18 protein-coding genes and 1 other annotated feature are annotated in these 18,722 nt (G+C 37.7%); of the genes, 11 read left to right on the forward strand and 7 right to left on the reverse strand.

Going from position 1 to position 18,722, the window contains the following annotated elements; genetic code table 11:
- The first annotated feature begins 129 nt into the window (after positions 1 to 129).
- Positions 130 to 1,041 (forward strand): stalk domain-containing protein, encoded by a 912-nt coding sequence (locus tag BFM98_RS08015; RefSeq protein ID WP_083225318.1) that lies wholly within the window; start codon positions 130 to 132, stop codon positions 1,039 to 1,041.
- A gap of 50 nt (positions 1,042 to 1,091) precedes the next feature.
- Here the strand turns inward: BFM98_RS08015 and BFM98_RS08020 are convergent, their stop codons facing one another.
- Positions 1,092 to 1,490: a hypothetical protein gene (locus tag BFM98_RS08020; RefSeq protein ID WP_054548655.1), complete on the reverse strand. Its 399-nt coding sequence runs from the start codon at positions 1,488 to 1,490 to the stop codon at positions 1,092 to 1,094.
- Between the two features lie 165 nt (positions 1,491 to 1,655).
- Here BFM98_RS08020 and BFM98_RS08025 point away from each other — a divergent pair, with 165 nt between their 5' ends.
- Positions 1,656 to 3,161 (forward strand): coproporphyrinogen III oxidase, encoded by a 1,506-nt coding sequence (locus tag BFM98_RS08025; protein WP_066037066.1) that lies wholly within the window; start codon positions 1,656 to 1,658, stop codon positions 3,159 to 3,161.
- Positions 3,162 to 3,183: 22 nt separating this feature from the next.
- Here the strand turns inward: BFM98_RS08025 and BFM98_RS08030 are convergent, their stop codons facing one another.
- Positions 3,184 to 4,281 carry a CdaR family transcriptional regulator gene (locus BFM98_RS08030; protein WP_066037067.1) on the reverse strand — a complete coding sequence of 366 codons (1,098 nt, stop codon included), beginning with the start codon at positions 4,279 to 4,281 and terminating at the stop codon, positions 3,184 to 3,186.
- Between the two features lie 165 nt (positions 4,282 to 4,446).
- Between BFM98_RS08030 and BFM98_RS08035 the strand changes: the two genes are divergently transcribed.
- The 5 genes from BFM98_RS08035 to BFM98_RS08055 all read left to right on the forward strand — a co-directional run bounded on the left by BFM98_RS08035 (position 4,447) and on the right by BFM98_RS08055 (position 9,346).
- Positions 4,447 to 5,586, forward strand: a complete 1,140-nt coding sequence (locus BFM98_RS08035; protein WP_066037068.1) for a glycerate kinase — start codon at positions 4,447 to 4,449, stop codon at positions 5,584 to 5,586.
- On the forward strand, positions 5,587 to 6,933 hold the full coding sequence (locus tag BFM98_RS08040; protein ID WP_054548651.1) for a GntP family permease: 1,347 nt from the start codon (positions 5,587 to 5,589) through the stop codon (positions 6,931 to 6,933).
- Between the two features lie 69 nt (positions 6,934 to 7,002).
- Positions 7,003 to 8,190: an MBL fold metallo-hydrolase gene (locus BFM98_RS08045; RefSeq protein ID WP_066037069.1), complete on the forward strand. Its 1,188-nt coding sequence runs from the start codon at positions 7,003 to 7,005 to the stop codon at positions 8,188 to 8,190.
- Complete coding sequence (locus BFM98_RS08050; protein WP_048391776.1) at positions 8,177 to 8,425, forward strand: DUF3006 domain-containing protein; 249 nt, start codon at positions 8,177 to 8,179, stop codon at positions 8,423 to 8,425. The genes BFM98_RS08045 and BFM98_RS08050 overlap by 14 nt, the downstream gene beginning before the upstream one ends.
- Before the next feature lie 132 nt (positions 8,426 to 8,557).
- Positions 8,558 to 9,346, forward strand: a complete 789-nt coding sequence (locus BFM98_RS08055; RefSeq protein WP_066037070.1) for an HAD family hydrolase — start codon at positions 8,558 to 8,560, stop codon at positions 9,344 to 9,346.
- 44 nt (positions 9,347 to 9,390) lie between these two features.
- On the opposite strand, the gene BFM98_RS08060 is transcribed toward BFM98_RS08055, so the two are convergent.
- The 3 genes from BFM98_RS08060 to serA all read right to left on the reverse strand — a co-directional run bounded on the left by BFM98_RS08060 (position 9,391) and on the right by serA (position 12,517).
- Positions 9,391 to 10,314 (reverse strand): hypothetical protein, encoded by a 924-nt coding sequence (locus BFM98_RS08060; RefSeq protein WP_066037071.1) that lies wholly within the window; start codon positions 10,312 to 10,314, stop codon positions 9,391 to 9,393.
- Positions 10,304 to 10,798: an RNA polymerase sigma factor gene (locus BFM98_RS08065; RefSeq protein WP_066037072.1), complete on the reverse strand. Its 495-nt coding sequence runs from the start codon at positions 10,796 to 10,798 to the stop codon at positions 10,304 to 10,306. Before BFM98_RS08065 ends, BFM98_RS08060 begins: the two co-directional genes overlap by 11 nt.
- Before the next feature lie 105 nt (positions 10,799 to 10,903).
- Positions 10,904 to 12,517, reverse strand: coding sequence for a phosphoglycerate dehydrogenase (serA, locus tag BFM98_RS08070; protein WP_016992109.1), 1,614 nt, complete (start codon positions 12,515 to 12,517; stop codon positions 10,904 to 10,906).
- Positions 12,518 to 12,676: 159 nt separating this feature from the next.
- Positions 12,677 to 12,918: a binding site (T-box leader), on the reverse strand.
- Between the two features lie 404 nt (positions 12,919 to 13,322).
- Here serA and BFM98_RS08075 point away from each other — a divergent pair.
- Positions 13,323 to 14,972 (forward strand): FAD-binding dehydrogenase, encoded by a 1,650-nt coding sequence (locus BFM98_RS08075; protein WP_066037073.1) that lies wholly within the window; start codon positions 13,323 to 13,325, stop codon positions 14,970 to 14,972.
- A 13-nt stretch (positions 14,973 to 14,985) separates the two neighbouring features.
- Positions 14,986 to 15,108, forward strand: a complete 123-nt coding sequence (locus BFM98_RS24405) for a hypothetical protein (RefSeq protein ID WP_255349860.1) — start codon at positions 14,986 to 14,988, stop codon at positions 15,106 to 15,108.
- 6 nt (positions 15,109 to 15,114) lie between these two features.
- Here BFM98_RS24405 and trhO read toward each other — a convergent pair whose 3' ends face one another.
- The gene (trhO, locus tag BFM98_RS08080; protein WP_066037074.1) at positions 15,115 to 16,086 is read right to left on the reverse strand and encodes an oxygen-dependent tRNA uridine(34) hydroxylase TrhO; all 972 of its coding nucleotides are present in this window, start codon (positions 16,084 to 16,086) and stop codon (positions 15,115 to 15,117) included.
- Positions 16,087 to 16,224: 138 nt separating this feature from the next.
- Between trhO and BFM98_RS08085 the strand changes: the two genes are divergently transcribed.
- Positions 16,225 to 17,007 (forward strand): enoyl-CoA hydratase, encoded by a 783-nt coding sequence (locus tag BFM98_RS08085; protein ID WP_048391764.1) that lies wholly within the window; start codon positions 16,225 to 16,227, stop codon positions 17,005 to 17,007.
- A 52-nt stretch (positions 17,008 to 17,059) separates the two neighbouring features.
- On the opposite strand, the gene BFM98_RS08090 is transcribed toward BFM98_RS08085, so the two are convergent.
- Positions 17,060 to 17,245, reverse strand: a complete 186-nt coding sequence (locus BFM98_RS08090) for a YhzD family protein (RefSeq protein ID WP_036075853.1) — start codon at positions 17,243 to 17,245, stop codon at positions 17,060 to 17,062.
- A 259-nt stretch (positions 17,246 to 17,504) separates the two neighbouring features.
- On the opposite strand from BFM98_RS08090, the gene BFM98_RS08095 reads away from it, so the two are divergent.
- The gene (locus tag BFM98_RS08095; protein WP_066037075.1) at positions 17,505 to 18,719 is read left to right on the forward strand and encodes a metallophosphoesterase family protein; all 1,215 of its coding nucleotides are present in this window, start codon (positions 17,505 to 17,507) and stop codon (positions 18,717 to 18,719) included.
- Positions 18,720 to 18,722: the final 3 nt, after the last annotated feature.

Consider the following 18,722-nt stretch of genomic DNA (forward strand, 5'->3'; position numbering starts at 1 on the left):
TTTGTCTACAGTCTGAGAGGTGGCAGTAGATACTGCCACCTCTTTCTCATAAAATCCTCGGTTTGCACTGAAACTTTTTCCATTTTAAAACTACTACTACTATGAATCCAAACAATAAGGAGAGATTTTATGAACATGAAAAAAATAGCACCTGCAGCAATGTCTGCATTATTATTTGGAAGTGCCCTTGTCCCGGTAGCTTCAGCAAATGAGCAGCAATCTACAGAAGCGGAGGTACCACAAATACAAATTGATCCCGTACACATTTTTAATGATACTCGTGGTACTGTGGAAGATGTTCGTATTGGGGAAAATATTACATATTACACAGTAAAAGAAGGCGAGCAAACAAATGTATTAGAAATTACTAAAGATACTCTCGTGTTCGACAATACTGGGAAGAAAGTGGAGCTACAAAAGGGTGATAAAGTATTAGCTTATACCTTTGCTAACAAACCGCAAAAATATATTTATCCACCACAATTCAATCCAGAGGTTGTCATCGTTGAAACAGAAGAAGTTGGTTTTGTAGAAGTGGATTATTTCTTTGAAGATTTAACTAATACGTATGATATTTTAAAATTAAATATTGGGAAAGAAACAGAGCTATTCAATGAAAAAGGTGAAAAGGTGGACGCTAAAGATTTAGCAGAGAAGCATCTGATTGTTTTCTATACGGCCTCTACTAAAAGTATCCCAGCTCAAACAACACCATCTAAAGTAATTGTACTGGACGATGATTCCTCAACTACTAAGAATCCAATAAATGAAGAAATTGATAATATTATCGCATCAGATTCTTATGAAGTAGCTGGTACAAAAATGGTGCCATTACGTGTGATCGCTGAAAAGCTTGGCTTCAAAGTGGATTCTACAGGCAAGGGGGCAATCCTTTCAAAAGGGAATATGTCTTACACAATTACTCGCGGTGAAAAAACATTTGGCTATAATAAGGCATTACGTACACTAACAGTCGCACCGACCTTAAAAGATACAAAGACATATGTACCTGTTGAATTTGTGGATGAATATTTAAAATAATTAAGAAAATAGTATGCCAACAATGCTTGGCATACTATTTTTATTTGTGGTTACTCAGCCATTGCTAGAGCGTAATGGTTCTTTGAGGAAATAAAGGCTGGATACTTTTTCGCAAATTGTTGGAGACATTGTTTAAAGGATATTGTACTCATGAAGTTTTTAGCTAATACCATTTCATCTGAATACAATAAAAATTGCTGAAAATGCTGTTGAATAAATACCCTTGTCTTTTCATAATGCTTGTTAATTGAAATAGCGCCATAGATTTCTTGTTGATCAATAATATAAATAAAATCACAAAGTACTTTATGTGTGCCGTAATTAAGTTTTACCGTGACATATAATGTTTTTTCGTCACAGCGCTCTAAATCAAAATGGTGGAATGCTACTTCTACTTGATGAATAAAGCTCGAAACAGATGTATAATTGTCATTTTTTAAAATAAACATTCTCGTCACCACCTTTTCTGAAAATTATAATGATAAAAAAATAGTTTGTCTATATTTAAACTGAATATTCTGTTATTTTATAGATTCTAATTGTTATTTTGCTTATAGTCATAGAAATTTGTTAAACTTAAATCTGCAATATATAAAAGAAGAGAGCGAAACGAAATGAAAATTATTCATATAGATCAAAAATATCCTGAAGATTGGATTCGCGTATTAAATCATATTGCGAATTTATTTTTTGAGGATTCCAAGCTGAAGGTTGAACCAATGGGAGCAGATATGTCTGCTTCATTTGACTATCAGACTGGAGACGATTTTTCCATTTCTACAAAAGCAAACTTGATTGTAGATGGTAAGCAATACACAAATGAGTACAGTATTCAATATGAGTCCCCAGCAACAGATCGTGAGCTAAATATTCGCATAAAACGTGCATTGTCACATGTATTTTTAGATGTTCTTGAACAGCATACTGGAGTGCATCAGCAATGGGGGATTTTAACGGGTGTACGCCCAACAAAGCTGTATCATAAATTTAGAAAAGAAGGTAAAAGTGAGCAAGAAATTGCTGATCTATTAATTCGAGATTTCCGCTTATCAAAGGAAAAAGTTGGACTATTAAAGGAAATTGTGGACCGACAACTAGTGACCATTCCTGATCTTGATGCCATTGGACAAGAAATCAGTGTTTATATTGGTATTCCATTCTGCCCTACCAAATGTGCATATTGCACTTTCCCAGCCTATGCGATTGGTAGTAATCGTAAGCAAGGGCGTGTTACGACTTTTTTAGATGGCTTGCATATTGAATTGCGCGAAATGGGCAAATGGCTGAAGGACAATGATATGAAAATCACCTCCATTTATTGGGGTGGTGGTACACCGACTTCAATTGAGGCCGATGAAATGGATGCCTTATATCAAACGATGTATGAATCATTCCCTAACCCTGAAACAATTCGAGAGGTGACAGTTGAAGCAGGAAGACCTGATACCATCACACCAGAAAAATTAGAAGTACTAAAAAAATGGGGTATTGATCGTATTAGTGTAAATCCACAATCTTATACTGATGAAACATTAAAAGCAATTGGTCGTCATCACACAGTCCAGGAAACCATTGATAAGTTTTGGCTTGCAAGAGAATCAGGTATGAACAATATCAATATGGATCTTATAATTGGGCTACCGAATGAAGGGATTGAAGAATTCCAACATTCATTAGAGGAATCGGCAAAAATGCAGCCAGAGTCTTTAACTGTTCATACGCTATCATTTAAACGTGCTTCAGAGATGACGCGAAATAAGGATAAATACAAAGTAGCAGACCGTGATACGGTAGCTGAAATGATGGCAATGGCACAAATTTGGACAAAAGAAAATGATTATGTTCCATACTATTTATATCGTCAGAAAAATATTTTAGGTAATTTAGAAAATGTCGGCTATAGTAAAGCGGGAGAAGAAAGTATTTATAATATCGTTATTATGGAAGAAGTGCAGACAATCTTAGGAATTGGCTGTGGGGCATCCTCAAAATTTGTTCATCCCGAAACAGGGAGAATTACACAATTCCATAATCCGAAAGATCCTGCTGCCTATATCATGACCTTTGAAGAGGCTATTGGGAAGAAAATAGAATTTTTAAATGAATTATATAAGGCTTAATGATAAAGGCAATCTGATCTGTTCAGATTGCCTTCATTGTTTGTAGTGTTCGTAATGTACAGGCCATTTTTAGCAGAACAGCATCCTCAAAGTATTGCGGATCATAGCCTGTTAATTCCCTTATTTTATTTAAACGATAAGTAAGTGTATGTCGATGAATATTCAATTGCTGAGCACAATGCTTTAGCTGTAAATTACAATCAAAAAACGATTGTAATGTTTCCAATTGTTTAGCGTCTAAATTTTTGAGTACACGACGGTAAAATGCTTGTACCTCCTCCGATTCACGAGGTTTAAAAAGGGAATATAACTCGACATCTTCAAAAAAAGTCAATTCATTATTGATTGCAGCAAATTTTAGAGCTGTTCTGGCACCTTGGTAGCTATAGGGAAGCTGAGATAAATGCTGAACCACAGGCCCTACCCCAATTTGAAGGGAGGGAAGTTTCTGCTTCTGCTTACGCAGTGCTTTTATAATAGGACGGCAATTTTGCTCCATACAACTTGTTAGTAGGATATAGTATTCCTGTAATTGGCTATGACCAGCAAGAATAGGCTGTTTGTAAAATAGATCCTCAAAAAAGAAGGGTATTGTATTTTCTGCGTAGGATGCTTCATTTAAGCTCACTAAAATCACCTGAAAAGGGCCCGAAAGAGCAAATGGTAATTTCTGAATCCGTTCAGTTAAGGTTCCGTCTAGCTTACTTCCATGAACGAGTGCTTCAAATATGTAATCGTTATTCTTTCGTTGCCATTCGCTTTTAGATTCAACAATCGCTTGATGGGCCATAATCTCTGTTGTGAGCTGAACGAGATTAGCAATTTCAAGCATATCCTCTGAATCTCCTGTAATACCTATAACACCTACAACCTCATCTTGATACATAATTGGCATATTGATGCCTGGTTTTGTGTTTGGATAAAGTGCTATATTTTCCTCATTTATAATTAGAGTCTCTTTTGACTGTGCTACGTATAGTGCACCTTCATGAATATTTTCCACCCTCATTTTATCCCCAGAAGCTAAAATGACTCCACTTGGGCTGATAACATTAATATTGTGACGCAAGCGCAACATCGTTTGATGGACGATGTCTTCTGCTAACTTTTTTGTCAACATGTTTATACACCTCGCATAAAAAACAGCCTGTTATATGACAGATAAATTGTACACCTATTATAATGTTTTCTGAATTTATTGTCATTATAATAAATTGTAAGCGCTTAACTTAGGGATATGAAAATTTACGTAAATGTCAATGGACGACATAAGTGGAGGTATAACATGAAAGTTATCATTAGTCCAGATTCCTATAAGGGTACTCTGTCAGCAGTTGAAGTAGCAAAGGCAATGCAAAAAGGAATCTTAGATGTGGATCATTCAATTGAAACAATTATACTACCAGTGGCAGATGGTGGTGAAGGTACACTGCACTCACTTATTTCCTCTACAGATGGTCGATATTGCTCAGCAACTGTGCTTGATCCATTGGGAAGAGCTATCCAGGCTCAATATGGTGTACTGGGCGATCAAGTAACCTGTGTAATAGAGATGGCTCAAGCATCTGGTATTATGCTGTTACAAGAAAATGAGAAAAATCCTGAACTTGCTACATCTTATGGCACAGGACAATTAATTAAAGCTGCACTTGATCAAGGTTTTAGAAAATTTATTATTGGCATTGGTGGGAGTGCTACAAATGATGCGGGTACTGGTATGTTACAAGCTTTAGGTGTGCGGTTATTATCAGCGGAAGGGGTGGAACTTGAGGCTGGTGTTTCTAACCTTATGCAATTAGATGTCATAGATATGAGTCTACTAGATACTAGATTAGCAGAAGCAACATTTACGATTGCCTGTGATGTGGATAATCCGCTTATAGGTGAACGAGGAGCCACTGCCATCTTTGGTCCACAAAAGGGTGTTCAAAAACACCAGGTCGCTGAATTTGATCGTTGTTTAAAGCATTTTGCAGATATTGTTGAAGCTCAATTTGCTATACGATTACATGACTATAAAGGTGCTGGAGCCGCTGGGGGAATGGGGGGCGCATTAATCGCTTTTTTAAAAGGAACCTTCCATGCAGGAATTGACCTTGTGCTGGACGCTGTACAACTTCAGGCTCATTTAGCAGAAGCACAGTTAGTGATAACGGGTGAAGGAAAATCTGATCTTCAAACATTACATGGTAAGGCACCATTAGGTGTAGCAAAAGCTGCAAAGCAAGCGAATGTAGAGGCGATGCTGCTGTCTGGAGGAATTGATACCCCGGCAAATGCAGCATTACAAGCGTATTTTACAGTTGTTGAGTCATTGGTAGATGAGGAGATTGGTGTGCAGCAGGCAATGCAAGAACCTGCACACTTTATTCGGTTAAAAACTAAAAGAATGATAGAGCGTTACTTACAAAAGGGGGATGTCTAGATGTTGTTCATTATTATATTAATAGGGGTATTATTTGTTGTCTTAGGAACAGCTAAGTTAAAGCTTCATCCGTTTTTAGCTTTATTAATCAGTGCTTTCTTCGTTGGAATTGCTTCAGGTATGCCATTATTGACAGTAGTGGAAAGTATTAATACTGGATTTGGAGGCTTAATGACAAGTATTGGTTTAGTCATTATTGCTGGTACTATTATAGGCCTAATATTAGAAAAATCAGGTGCTGCTTATCGAATGGCAGAAGTAGTGTTAAGAATTGTAGGACCTAAACGTCCACAATTAGCGATGTCTTTAATTGGCTATATCGTATCCATACCAGTATTTTGTGATTCTGGCTTTATTATTTTATCCAGCTTGCAAAAATCATTAGCAAAGCGAGCCAATGTTACGATTGCATCTATGGCAGTAGCTTTAGCAACTGGCTTATTTGCGACGCATGTATTAGTACCACCAACTCCAGGGCCTATTGCAGCAGCAGGAAATATTGGCGCAGCTGATTATTTAGGAACAGTCATTGTCATTGGTTTACTAGTCGCGATACCAGCGACATTCGTAGGTTATCTATGGTCAGTAAAAGTTGCGACAAAAATTCGCGTTCCTGAAGATGAGGTAGAGGCATTAGATTATGAGGAAGTCATTAAATCCTTTGGTAAAATGCCCTCAACATTTAAAGCATTTTTACCAATCGTTCTGCCGATTGTGTTAATTGGTTTGGGTTCTATAGCAGCATTAGTTGGTGATACGGAATCGACTTTCAATACCATCTTTAAATTCTTAGGTTCTCCAACAGTGGCCTTATTTTTAGGTGTAGCAGCAGCCTTTTTATTATTACCTGAAATCAATGAAACGACATTAACAGGCTGGATTGGCGAAAGTCTAAAAGAAGCAGCACCAATTTTACTTATAACAGGGGCTGGTGGTTCGTTTGGAACTGTTATAAAAAATGCTGGTGTTGGAGAAATGCTTCAAGAAATGGATTTAGGTATGTTTGCCTCAGGTACATTATTCCTTCTTGTGCCGTTTATAGTAGCAGCAGCGTTGAAAACGGCTCAAGGTTCTTCCACAACAGCTCTTGTGATTACATCTACTTTAGTAGCCCCAATGCTTGTGACATTGGGAATTGATGGAGCGGTACCATTAGCATTAGTGGTGATGGCAATAGGTGCAGGAGCAATGACAGTTAGCCATGTAAATGATAGCTTCTTTTGGGTGATTACGCAGTATAGTGGTATGGAAGTAACACAAGCCTATAAAGCCCAAACGGTTGCCACATTACTCCAAGGGCTTGTGACTATTATTATTACGATGATTTTATGGTGGATATTTGTTTAAAGTAAAAGGAGAGCAGCCCATGGCTAGCTCTCTTTTTGTATAATAGGAGAATAGAAAGGAAGTTAGTAGATGAAAAAAATAATAGTATTACTCCTTTGTATTTTTTTATTAGCCGGCTGTACCGAGGCAGTCAAGACAGAGAAAATTCCTGTAACAGCTGGTCATGAAATGCAGGTTCATTTTATTGATGTAGGACAGGGGGATTCTATACTGATCGAATCACCAAGTGGTAAAACGATGCTTATAGATGGGGGAGTGAAGGGCGCAGGGCAACAGATTGTTTCTTATTTAAAAGAACTTGGGATAAATAAGCTTGATATTGTAGTAGCAACACACCCAGATGCTGATCATATTGGAGGGCTTATTCCTGTATTAGATAACATGACGATTGAGCAATTTTATGATTCGGGAAAAGTACATACATCGCAAACCTTTGAAGAGATGCTGACACGTATCGATGAAAAAAATATTCCTTATCATGTGCCAAAAATCGGTGATGATATCGAATTTGATAAGGATGTAAATGTGAAAGTTTTAAATGCCAATGATCAGGCTACAGACAATAACGATGCCTCCATTGTCTTAAAAATGACTTATGGGAATGTCTCTTTTTTATTGACAGGAGATGCGGGAGTGGCATTAGAAAAGGATATGTTGCAGTATGATGTGAAAGCAACAGTTTTAAAAGCAGGACATCATGGCTCTAACACAAGTAGCTCAGAGGAGTTCATTCAGGCTGTAAAACCAGAGGTCGCGATATTAAGTTATGGAGAGGATAATAAGTATGGACATCCACATGCGGAAGTTGTGGATCGTTTGCAGGCTATTGGTAGTAAAATCTATGCCACTGCGGATTTAGGAACGATTACGGTGTCCACAGATGGGGTAAACTATACGGTGAACGGTAAGGAAACTTCTAGTGTAGAAACTGGTAATATACTATCTAAAGAAGAAGCGACAACAGCTATTGAAATCGTTAGCAAGGATCTAGTTACTGAAATTGTAGGAATTAAAAATAATGGACAACACGCAGTATCTTTAAAAGATTGGCAGCTTATTTCAATTGAAGGGCATCAAGTTTATAATTTCCCTAATCTTTCTTTACAGCCAGGGAAAACGATTTATATTACTAGTGGAACCAATGCGCGGGAAGGGCAAAATTATTTGAAATGGACAACTAAACAAATTTGGTTAAATGATGGAGATGCTGCGCAATTACGGAATGAGAAAGGGGAACTTGTAAGTGAGCTTGAGTAAATACACATTGGACCGTATTGAAGATGGCTATGCGGTTTTCTTAAAGTTTCCAGCAGAAGAGGAACAACTCATTATTTCACAGTCAGCCATGAACAAGCCTGTGCAAGTAGGTGATCGTGTTCAGATAGAAGAAAAAGATGGTATTTACCATATTGAAATTTTAAAAGAAGAAACACAACAAAAAAGAGCAGACCTTCAGAGTTTAATGAATCGTTTACGAAATAAAAATAATTAATACATGACAAGCTGTGAAGATTTGACGTACAGCTTGTTTTTAGATACAGGAATTGTACTTAAATTGTTATCCTAAATATTTTGGAAATATGCTAAAATAGTAGTATTAATCGGAAGCTAGGAGCGGACAAAAATGTCGATAAATACAATTATTTTTGATTTAGATGATACACTACTATGGGATAAAAAATCAGTCAAAACTGCATTTGAAAAAACATGTGACTATGCAGCAACAGTACATAATGTGAATCCTACTGAGCTAGAGGAAGCTGTTCGCAGAGAGGCACGTGCTTTATATGAGGGTTATGAAACATATGATTATACGGTATTAATTGGTATCAATCCATTTGAAGGACTTTGGGGAACGTTTGACGACTCGACGGACTCCTTCCAAAAAATGAAGGAAATTGTTCCTAGCTATCGTGCAGCGGCTTGGACAAAAGGGTTAGCTACTCTTGGTATTGAAGATACAGCGTTTGGAGAGGAGCTAGGAGAGCGCTTTGTAGCCGAGCGTAAAGTAGCGCCATTTTTATACGAAGATACTTTTGCAGTGTTAGATGAATTAAAAGGAAAATATCAGCTTGTATTGCTTACAAATGGCGCACCAAGTTTGCAAAATTTAAAGCTAGAAATCACACCAGAAATTGCCCCATATTTTGATCATATTATTATTTCAGGTGACTTTGGTAAAGGTAAGCCGGACGCATCTATTTTTGAGTATGTGATGGAGAAAGCAGGTATTACAGCGGACGAGGCAATTATGGTTGGCGACAATCTAAATACTGATATTTTAGGATCATCTCGTGTGGGAATGCGCAATGTATGGATTAATCGTGAAAGCAATATCGCCAACGGGGCTGTGACACCTACCTATGAGGTGGATTCTTTGACAGCGTTGTTGGAGCTTGTAAATAAGCTATAGTATAAAAATGTACTGACCCTTCATGGAGTCAGTACATTTTTTTATTAAAAATAGACATTCAGTCCAAGGTATAAACATGTAAAAGCTATCGCTATACAAAGCTGAACAAGAGCGCTAGCAATTAAGTAACCCTTAGGTTCACCAGCCTTTTTACGATAATAGATTTGCATAAAGGAGTAGAGTGAGAAAAGGCCATAAATAATTGTTGCATGAATTGTATGGTGAACAAGATAGATACCAAATGAAATACCTCCAAACAACACGAGCATGATGGCATTGGCAATAGCATGCTCAACTGTCGCTGCGAAAAAGCGACGTTCTGTATAAGGCATTCTTTTTTTAGCAATCCATAGGATGAAATGCATAAGTAGGATGAAAATGTTCCCTAAAATAAGTTTCGTCGACCGCTTCTCATCATAAAAATAGCGTAGAGAGTCAATTGATTCTTCAATCAGAAAGGCTTGCTGGGTTTCAACATTGAAGAAAATCTTGTTATTGAGTACCTTCCATTTCTCTTGTGTACGGTCATTATAGAGAATCAAAATATCATAGATAGTACCACTTTTCCATTGACTAGCGGATATTGTTATAGGAGAAGCGTTGTCCCAATTCTGTTGTAGCTGTGTGATAGCCTTTGAATGAGCATAGCATTGCTGAGGAACATAAAGGCAAGAATCCTTTGCTATAAAGGTTTCCTTGTTCAAATTCTCCTTTAAGTAGACTCGTTGGATGGCTTTGGAGGAATCCATTGTCGTAGAAGAATCAGTCGGACGTTGAACATAAGTTAAAATTAATAAAGAAAGAACTACTATAAATAGCAATGTTACAGAAGGGATTTTCCATTTACTTTTTGATAATTGTTTATTAATTACTGAAGGCTCTATCATATTGCGTAATATTTTTTTCTCCTGCTGATCAGATAACATTAAATCATCTAAGTGTTGCCATGTCTTCTTATCATTCTTCATCCATCTCACCTCCTAACTGTTTTTTTAATGCGATGAGTGCTCGTTTTAATGTGTTTTTTACTTTCCCCTCATTCCAGCCAAGAATAGCGCAGGTTTCTTCGATGGAAAGCCCCTCTATTTTGCGCAGAATAATCACATCACGATAGGTAATTTTTAGTTTTCGAATTGCAAGATACAGTATCTTGGCATCTTCTCGTTGCATCAGCCATTGATGAGGAGAAGGTGACGCTTGTTCTTCATGCTGTTGTAAAAAAGGGACAAACTGAATAATCCTTTTCCGACGATAATGATCATAGGCAAGGTTACGTGCAGTGCACCGCAACCAAGCGAGATCAGCCCCTTCTTTTATTGTTTGGTGATGGTTCAAATAACGGACAAAGGTTTCCTGTGTATAGTCCTCTGCTAGTTTTTCGTCATTTAGTAAGTAATATAAATATTTAAAAATGGTGTGATTATGTAAGTAAAATATTTCTTCTATGTTCAAGCTGTGCACCTCCTTTTCTTTAAGGACGAAGAACTCATAGAAAAGTATCATTTTCCCAAAATAAAAAGCAGAGAGTAGAGACTCCCTGCTTCTTGCTATTATTAATTATAGGTTAATGGCTTTTACCTCATCAATGTTTTCAAGCTGTGCCACAAAAACTAAATCTTCTTCTGTTACAACATTATCAACCGTTAACATCATAACCGCTGTACCACCAACCTGTGCACGACCAACCTGCATTGTTGCGATATTGATTTCTTTTTCTGCAAGCTTTGTTGCTACACGGCCAATTGCACCTGGTTTGTCAGTATTTTTAATGTAAAGAAGGTGACCTTGTGGAATGACGTCAACAACATAGTCCTCTACTTTTACAATACGTGCACCTAAACCGTTTAATAGTGTACCCGCTACAGTATGTGTTTCGTTAGCAGTAATAATTTCAATAGTAATTAAGCTTGTAAAGCCTTTTGCTGTTGTTGTTTTGTGCTCATTAATTTTCATACCAATACGTTCAGATAAGTAACGAGCATTCACATCATTGACATGATTACCGTGATTTTTAGACAGTAAACCTTTTAACGCATTTGAAGTTAATGGACGAACATCATAGTTTGCTACTTCTCCAGCATAAGATAGATTGATTTCTTTGACTGGCTCTGTTGTCACTTGTGATAGGAATGAACCAAGTTTTTCAGCTAATTCAAAGAAAGGCTCAACTTGTGCAAGAAGCTCTTTAGGTATAGATGGCATGTTTACTGGATTTGTTACAGTACCTGTTTTGTAAAATTTAATGATGTCATTTGATACATCAACCGCTACAGATTCTTGTGCCTCGATTGTAGATGCTCCTAAGTGAGGCGTTGCGATAACTTGTGGTAAAGTCAGTAGCTTATGATCTGTTGCTGGTTCAGAAACAAATACATCAAGAGCTGCTCCAGCCACTTTACCTGCTACGATTGCATCATATAAATCGTCTTCATTGATGATACCGCCACGTGCACAGTTAATAATACGTACGCCATCTTTCATCATCGCAAATTTATCTTTATTAATAAGGTTGCGAGTTTCAGGTAGAAGTGGTGTATGAACTGTAATGAAATCTGCAGCTACACAGATTTCTTCAACCGTTGCTTTTGTTACACCTAATTCTTTGGCACGTTCATCTGTTAGGAAAGGATCGTATGCCATAACATTCATACGTTGACCCTTAGCACGATAAGCTACTTCAACACCAATTCGACCAAAACCTACAACGCCTAAAGTTTTATTTTTTAGCTCCACGCCAACAAAAGATTTGCGATCCCATTTGCCATTTTTTAATGTATTAAAAGCTTGTGGAATATGACGGGCAAGTGAAGTCATCATCGCAATTGTATGTTCGGCAGCTGAGTTAGTATTACCATCTGGTGCGTTTACTACGATAATGCCGTGTTCTGTAGCAGCAGCAAGGTCAATATTATCGACACCAACACCAGCACGACCAATTAATTTTAAGCTTTTTGCTGCTTCAATTACTTCACGTGTTACCGTTGTTTGAGAACGAACAAGTAATACATCTACATCAGCAATTTTAGCGATTAATTCTTCTGGTGCTAAACCTGTGTCTACAATAATGTTTAAATCTAAATCTTGTTCCTGGCGTAATGGGAAAATACCATCCTCACTTAGTGGATCAGCGATAAATACGTTAATAGTTCTTGTTTTTGTTGCAGTAGTCATTATAATTAGCTCCTTTTTTATCATTATTGGCTATGGCTTTATCTACGATAGTCTGAAATTTGTAAAATTCGAACATCTTACAGCATACAAACAATCTCCTTTCTAAATCGAAGACAATATAAAAAGCCTTCCACGCCTTACAAACACAGTTAGTGTGTTGTAAGGGGCGAAAGGCTGTATAAACTTTGGTTCGCGGTACCACCCTTAATCACTGCTGGAAAATTTATTCTGGCAGTCTTAGCTATATGCGTAACGTGCATGAGACGGATAAGCATACTTTTAAGTTGTTCAGCCTATCTATTCAGGAGTGGAACTATTATCGTAGAAATCACTGATTTGCACCAACCATCAGCTCTCTTTGGATTTTCTTGCGACTAGTGTGTCTCCGTCGTTATATTTTTTGTGATTAAATTTGTTAACATCATAATCCCTATTGTTCACCTTTGTCAACGATATTTCTTAAAAACTTTAAAAATACTGACTTCAAAAGTCTGAAAAATAACTAAAAACGAATATTATTTATATAATACCTTTGTAATGTTCGTCTTTTTGGGGAATACAATGAAAGCGCTAACGATATTTGAAAAGTCCGATAGTATCAGGTTTCTGTGTAGTTTTAGCATGAAAAATTATATGGGAATTAAATGGAATAAAATAGAGGGTTTATGCTAATTATCCATGGATTTGTTCTAAGAAAGCGAACGTTTTTGTTTGTCACATTTTAGACAAAAATATAAAAAGTAGAAGGTAAACAGACTGTGAGAGAAGAATGTTAGTTAAGGATGATTGATTTGGGGGTGTAAGAATGAAGTACGATGTTGCAATAGTCGGTGCTGGTCTTGCAGGATTAGTCGCAGCTTGTGAATTAATCGATGCAAAGAAAAAAGTTCTTTTAGTAGATCAAGAGCCTGAAAATTCAATCGGAGGACAGGCATATTGGTCTTTTGGAGGAATATTTTTAGTAAATTCTCCAGAGCAAAGAAGGCTTGGAATTAAAGATAGTAAGGAGCTTGCATGGCAGGATTGGCAAGGAACTGCAGGCTTTGATCGTTTAGAAGATGAGGATTCCTGGGCGTATAAATGGGCAAGAGCATATGTCGATTTTGCTGCAGGTGAAAAATACGACTGGTTAAAGTCAAAAGGTATAAAGTTTTTCCCTGTTGTTGGATGGGCAGAGCGTGGAGGCTCATTGGCAGGAGGGCATGGCAATTCAGTACCTAGATTTCATATTGTCTGGGGAACAGGCCCTGGCATTGTAAAGCCATTTGTAGATAAAGTAAAACAGGCTATGAAAGAAGGATTCATTGACTTCAAGCCCAGACATCGTGTGGATGAATTTGTGCAGCAAGAAGGGAAGATTATAGGAATTAGCGGAACGGTGCTAGCTGAAACCTTTATTAATCGAGGTGAAAAAAGTTCGAGATTAGGAATCGGTGAATTTTCCTACGAAGCTAAAGCTGTGATTGTGGCAAGTGGTGGTATTGGGGCAAATTTTGATTTAGTAAGAAAAAATTGGCCTGCTCGATTAGGGACACCTCCTAAAAATATGGTATGTGGTGTGCCAGCTTACGTTGATGGCAGAATGCTAGAGATTACGGAACACGCTGGGGGACGCATTGTAAACCGTGATCGTATGTGGCATTACACAGAGGGGTTAAAAAATTGGGATCCGATATGGCCCAACCATGGGATTCGGATATTGCCTGGTCCCTCCTCCCTGTGGTTTGATGCAGAGGGGAATCGTTTTCATGCACCTAACTTTCCAGGGTTTGATACGCTCAGTACGTTGGAGGCGATTCAAAAAACAGGTTATGACTATTCCTGGTTTATTTTAACGGAGAAAATTATTGAGAAAGAATTTGCTTTATCTGGCTCGGAGCAAAACCCAGATTTAACAAACAAAAGCATTGGCGATGTTCTAAAACGCATTTTACCAGGCCCACCTGCTCCTATCCAAGCTTTTAAAAATCACGGAGAGGATTTTGTGATTGCACATGATCTAAAGGAACTTGTAGATGGAATGAATAAACTTGCTGGGAATGAGCTACTTGATTTCATGAAGATTAAAGAGCAAATCTTGGCAAGAGATCGGGAAATGGACAATAACTTTACAAAGGATTTGCAAGTAAACGCTATTCATGGAGCAAGAAATTATATTGGGGATAAATGGGTGCGTGTTGCCAAGCCACATAAAATTTTAGATACCAAAAATTGGCCTTTAATTGCTGTTCGCTTAAACATTCTAACAAGGAAAACTTTAGGTGGCTTACAAACAAATTTAAATGGCGCTGTTTTGGGCATGGACGGTCAGCCAATTCCTGGGTTATTTGCTGCTGGTGAAGTAAGTGGTTTCGGTGGCGGTGGCGTCCATGGCTACCGCGCTTTAGAAGGGACATTTGTTGGTGGTTGTTTATTTAGTGGACGCCAGGTAGGGCGTTATTTAGGGCAAGGATAAAGTGCATAAATGAATGAAGAGCATCGTTTTGATGAACGATGCTCTTTTTAAATGGATTGATAATGTTGGAGTAGACCACTATGCTGAAGTTTTGAGCAGAAATCCAACAGCAATGCGCACCTTGATTAAATTATGAAATGGATTAACAATTTGATTGTTGGACCTCTGCAATCTTAGCAATTTGTTCTTCAACCTGTTCCTTTGTCCAACCGTTTTCCTCCACGAAAAAGTTGCGTTCTGCACGGCGACAATCATCTGAACAGCTTCGCATGTAAAATGCCTCATGTTTTTCTTCACAAAGCATTAACTTATGACACGCTGGGTTTGCACAGTTTGTGTATCGTTCAGAAGGCTCCCCGGTGAAATAATCCTTCCCAACAATAACATGTTCCACCTGATTAATCGGTACACTTCGACGGCGGTCAAAAACAAACATTTGACCATCCCATAATTGACCTTTTACCTCAGGATCCTTCGCATATGTAGCAATACCGCCGTGTAATTGACCTACGCTCTTACCATAGCCCTCGCGTTTTAGCCAACCAGAGAATTTTTCGCAGCGAATACCACCTGTACAATAAGTTAAGATTTTTTTATCTGCAAAATCTTCTTTATGCGCCTCCATCCAAGCAGGTAGGTCACGGAAGTTTTCAATATCTGGTCGAACAGCCCCTCGGAAATGACCGAGATCATATTCATAGTCATTACGGGCATCGATAACCACGGTGTTGTCATCTTGCATCTGTTCCATAAATTCTTTAGGTGTTAAATAATCACCTGTGATTTCTAACGGATTGATATCCTGTTCTAAACCGAGGTGAACAATTTCTCGACGAGGACGTACATGCATTTTTCTAAAGGTATGCCCTTCAGTCTCATCAATTTTCCACATCATATCGCTAAAACGAGCATCTGCCTTCATATGATTCATGTAAGCATCTGTTTGCTCAATGGTACCTGATACAGTTCCGTTAATACCTTCGTAACCTACTAAAATACGACCAAGAAGCCCTATCTCTTTACACAATGCTAAATGTTCTTCTGCGAACGCTTCAGGATCTTCAATCGTAATATATTTATAATAAAGTAATACACGATAGTCTTTTTGTGTCAAAATACATTACCACCTTTATCTCGATATTCGTCCTTTAATATAGCATAACAGGAGCAATTTTGCTTAGAGAGAAGGAGTTTTCTAAAAAAACACGAATTATACATAGTGAATGACTATTCATATTTGGGGGTTATAGAGATGGAATTTTCAACGATTACATTAGAAAAATTAGAGCGTCGAGCAACCTTAACATTGAATCGTCCACAGGCGATGAATGCAATGGATGATGTCATGATGCGTGAACTTGCAGAATGCTTTGAGGCTCTACAGCAGGAAAAAGATATTCAGGTGCTTGTTATTCGTGGAGAAGGAAAGGTCTTTTCTGCGGGTGGTGATATAAAAGCAATGCTAGATGAAAGCAAACCACTGAATATTGATGAGGCAATGGTTTATCTGACACGTATCGTGAAGGCATATTATCAGCTACCAATGATTGTGATTGCAGCGGTTCATGGTGCATCAGCAGGTTTAGGATTTAGTCTAACACTAGGGGCAGATATTATTGTAGCCTGTGAAAATAGTAAACTTGCTATGAATTTCATTGGAATTGGACTGATTCCAGATGGGGGCGGTCATTTCTTCATGAAGGAGCGTGTAGGTACTGTTAAAGCGAAACAAATGATATGGGAGGGAAAGGTATTAACAGCAAAAGAAGCATTAGATGCAGGGTTAATTGATTATATTGCACCAGAGGGCACTGTATTTGCAATGGCAGATCAGGTGGTGGGGAAAATGCTTGCATCCCCGATTTCTTCCATGATTACAACGAAAAAAATTCTACATGCACAAAATATGCCACAGTTAGAAAATATCTTAGCATTAGAGGCTGAGGGCCAGTCTGCAATGCGTAAAACAACAGATCATGTCGAGGGCATTCATGCATTTGTAGAGAAAAGAACGCCTGTCTTTGTAGGCAAATAAAAATAATAAAAGGCGCGTAGCAAACCATTGACTACGTGCCTTTTATTAGCCACTAAACATGGAATAAAATTAATTTACCTGAAGCGTTTACAAGACGATGAGTTTTATCGGCAACACCTTTTTCCTCAATTTGTTGTTGTCCATTTAGTTTAGCAGCCTCATCATTTTCAAAAGTCCAAGTTTCATCAAACAATGTTTCCCCTGTTTTTTCAAAAGCTGTAAAACGATAATTCTCCATACAGACCCCACCCTTTTACTTGAATATATTTCTATTATACATAGAAGATTTATAAACTTCACGGTAAAACTAGTGGATTTTTTGATAAATTACGAAAATTGTGGAAAAAGTAAGGCAATGTTGTTTTTTTCCGTAATAGCATTTTTCATCAAACATGAGTTATGATAAAATAGAACAAATATTCGGTTTTGAATAAACAACATATTATTACTTTGGTTTTGTACTAAAGAGAGAATTATCTACTATTTGAGGTGATTGGATGTCAGCAATTCGTTTTTTCCATATGGCAGATTTACATTTAGATAGTCCATTTAAGGGCTTATTTGGTCTACCCGAACCCATTTTAAAGAAAATACGGTCAAGCACTTTTGAAGCGTTTGATAAAATTATCCTTAAAGCGATTCAGGAAAAACCTGATTTTTTACTAATTGTTGGGGATATTTATGATGGTGAAAATCGTAGCTTGCAAGCACAACGAAGATTTCAAGATGCAATGGAGAAGCTTTTTCAACACAATATCCCTGTCATTGTGAGCTACGGAAATCATGATCATTTAAATGGTACATGGACACGCTTTTCTTTACCAAGTAATGTCTATGAATTACCAGCTGAAACGAGTGTAGTTCAATTAAAAATACGGGGTCAACAAGTGAATATATATGGTTTTAGCTATCCTGAACGTCATTTAAAGGAATCTGTTATTGAAAGCTATCCAACTGCACATGATCAGCATGCCATTCATATTGGTATGCTTCATGGCAGTGAGGCAGGCAATACAACACATGATGTGTATGCCCCTTTTACAAAACAACAGTTACTTGAAAAGAACTATCATTATTGGGCGCTTGGCCATATTCATAAACGACAGCTTTTACATCAAAACCCTCCAATTGTTTATCCAGGCAATATTCAAAGTCGACATCGTAAAGAACAAGGAATGAAAGGCTTTTATGATGTGACGCTATCCAAAACATCGACTGAGCTTGATTTTATCTCTACCTCTGCTGTTGTTTATAGCACCATTGAGGTGGATTGTACGAATGTGGTACACGCCAATGAATTATTGAAGAGATGTGCAGAAGCTATTACAGCTAATAGGAAGAAGTATGGCGCATCGGTAGTAGAGCTTCATTTGCAAAATATTGACGAACAAACGGAAGCTTTATTTGAACATGCAACAGTAGATGCATGGTTAGAGACTATTCGAGAGGCTGAGGAAGGTATTGACCCAATGTGTTGGGTACAAAAGATGGTGTTGCAAAAGGCAGCGAGATTTTATGAGCATACAGCAACAACTCAATCCGTTGTGAGCTTAATGGAACAATGGGACAGTAATGAATGGAAGGATATTCTAAAAGATTTGTACCAATATGCTGGTGGTGCGAGGCTGATAGAGCCACTTAGTGAAAAGGATATTGAGAACTTAACCCATCGTGCACAGACATTATTAGCAGAAGAAATTCAAAGGGCGTGATTA

Origin of the sequence: Lysinibacillus sp. AR18-8 (assembly GCF_001705465.1) — a bacterium.
Lineage (GTDB): Bacteria > Bacillota > Bacilli > Bacillales_A > Planococcaceae > Lysinibacillus > Lysinibacillus capsici.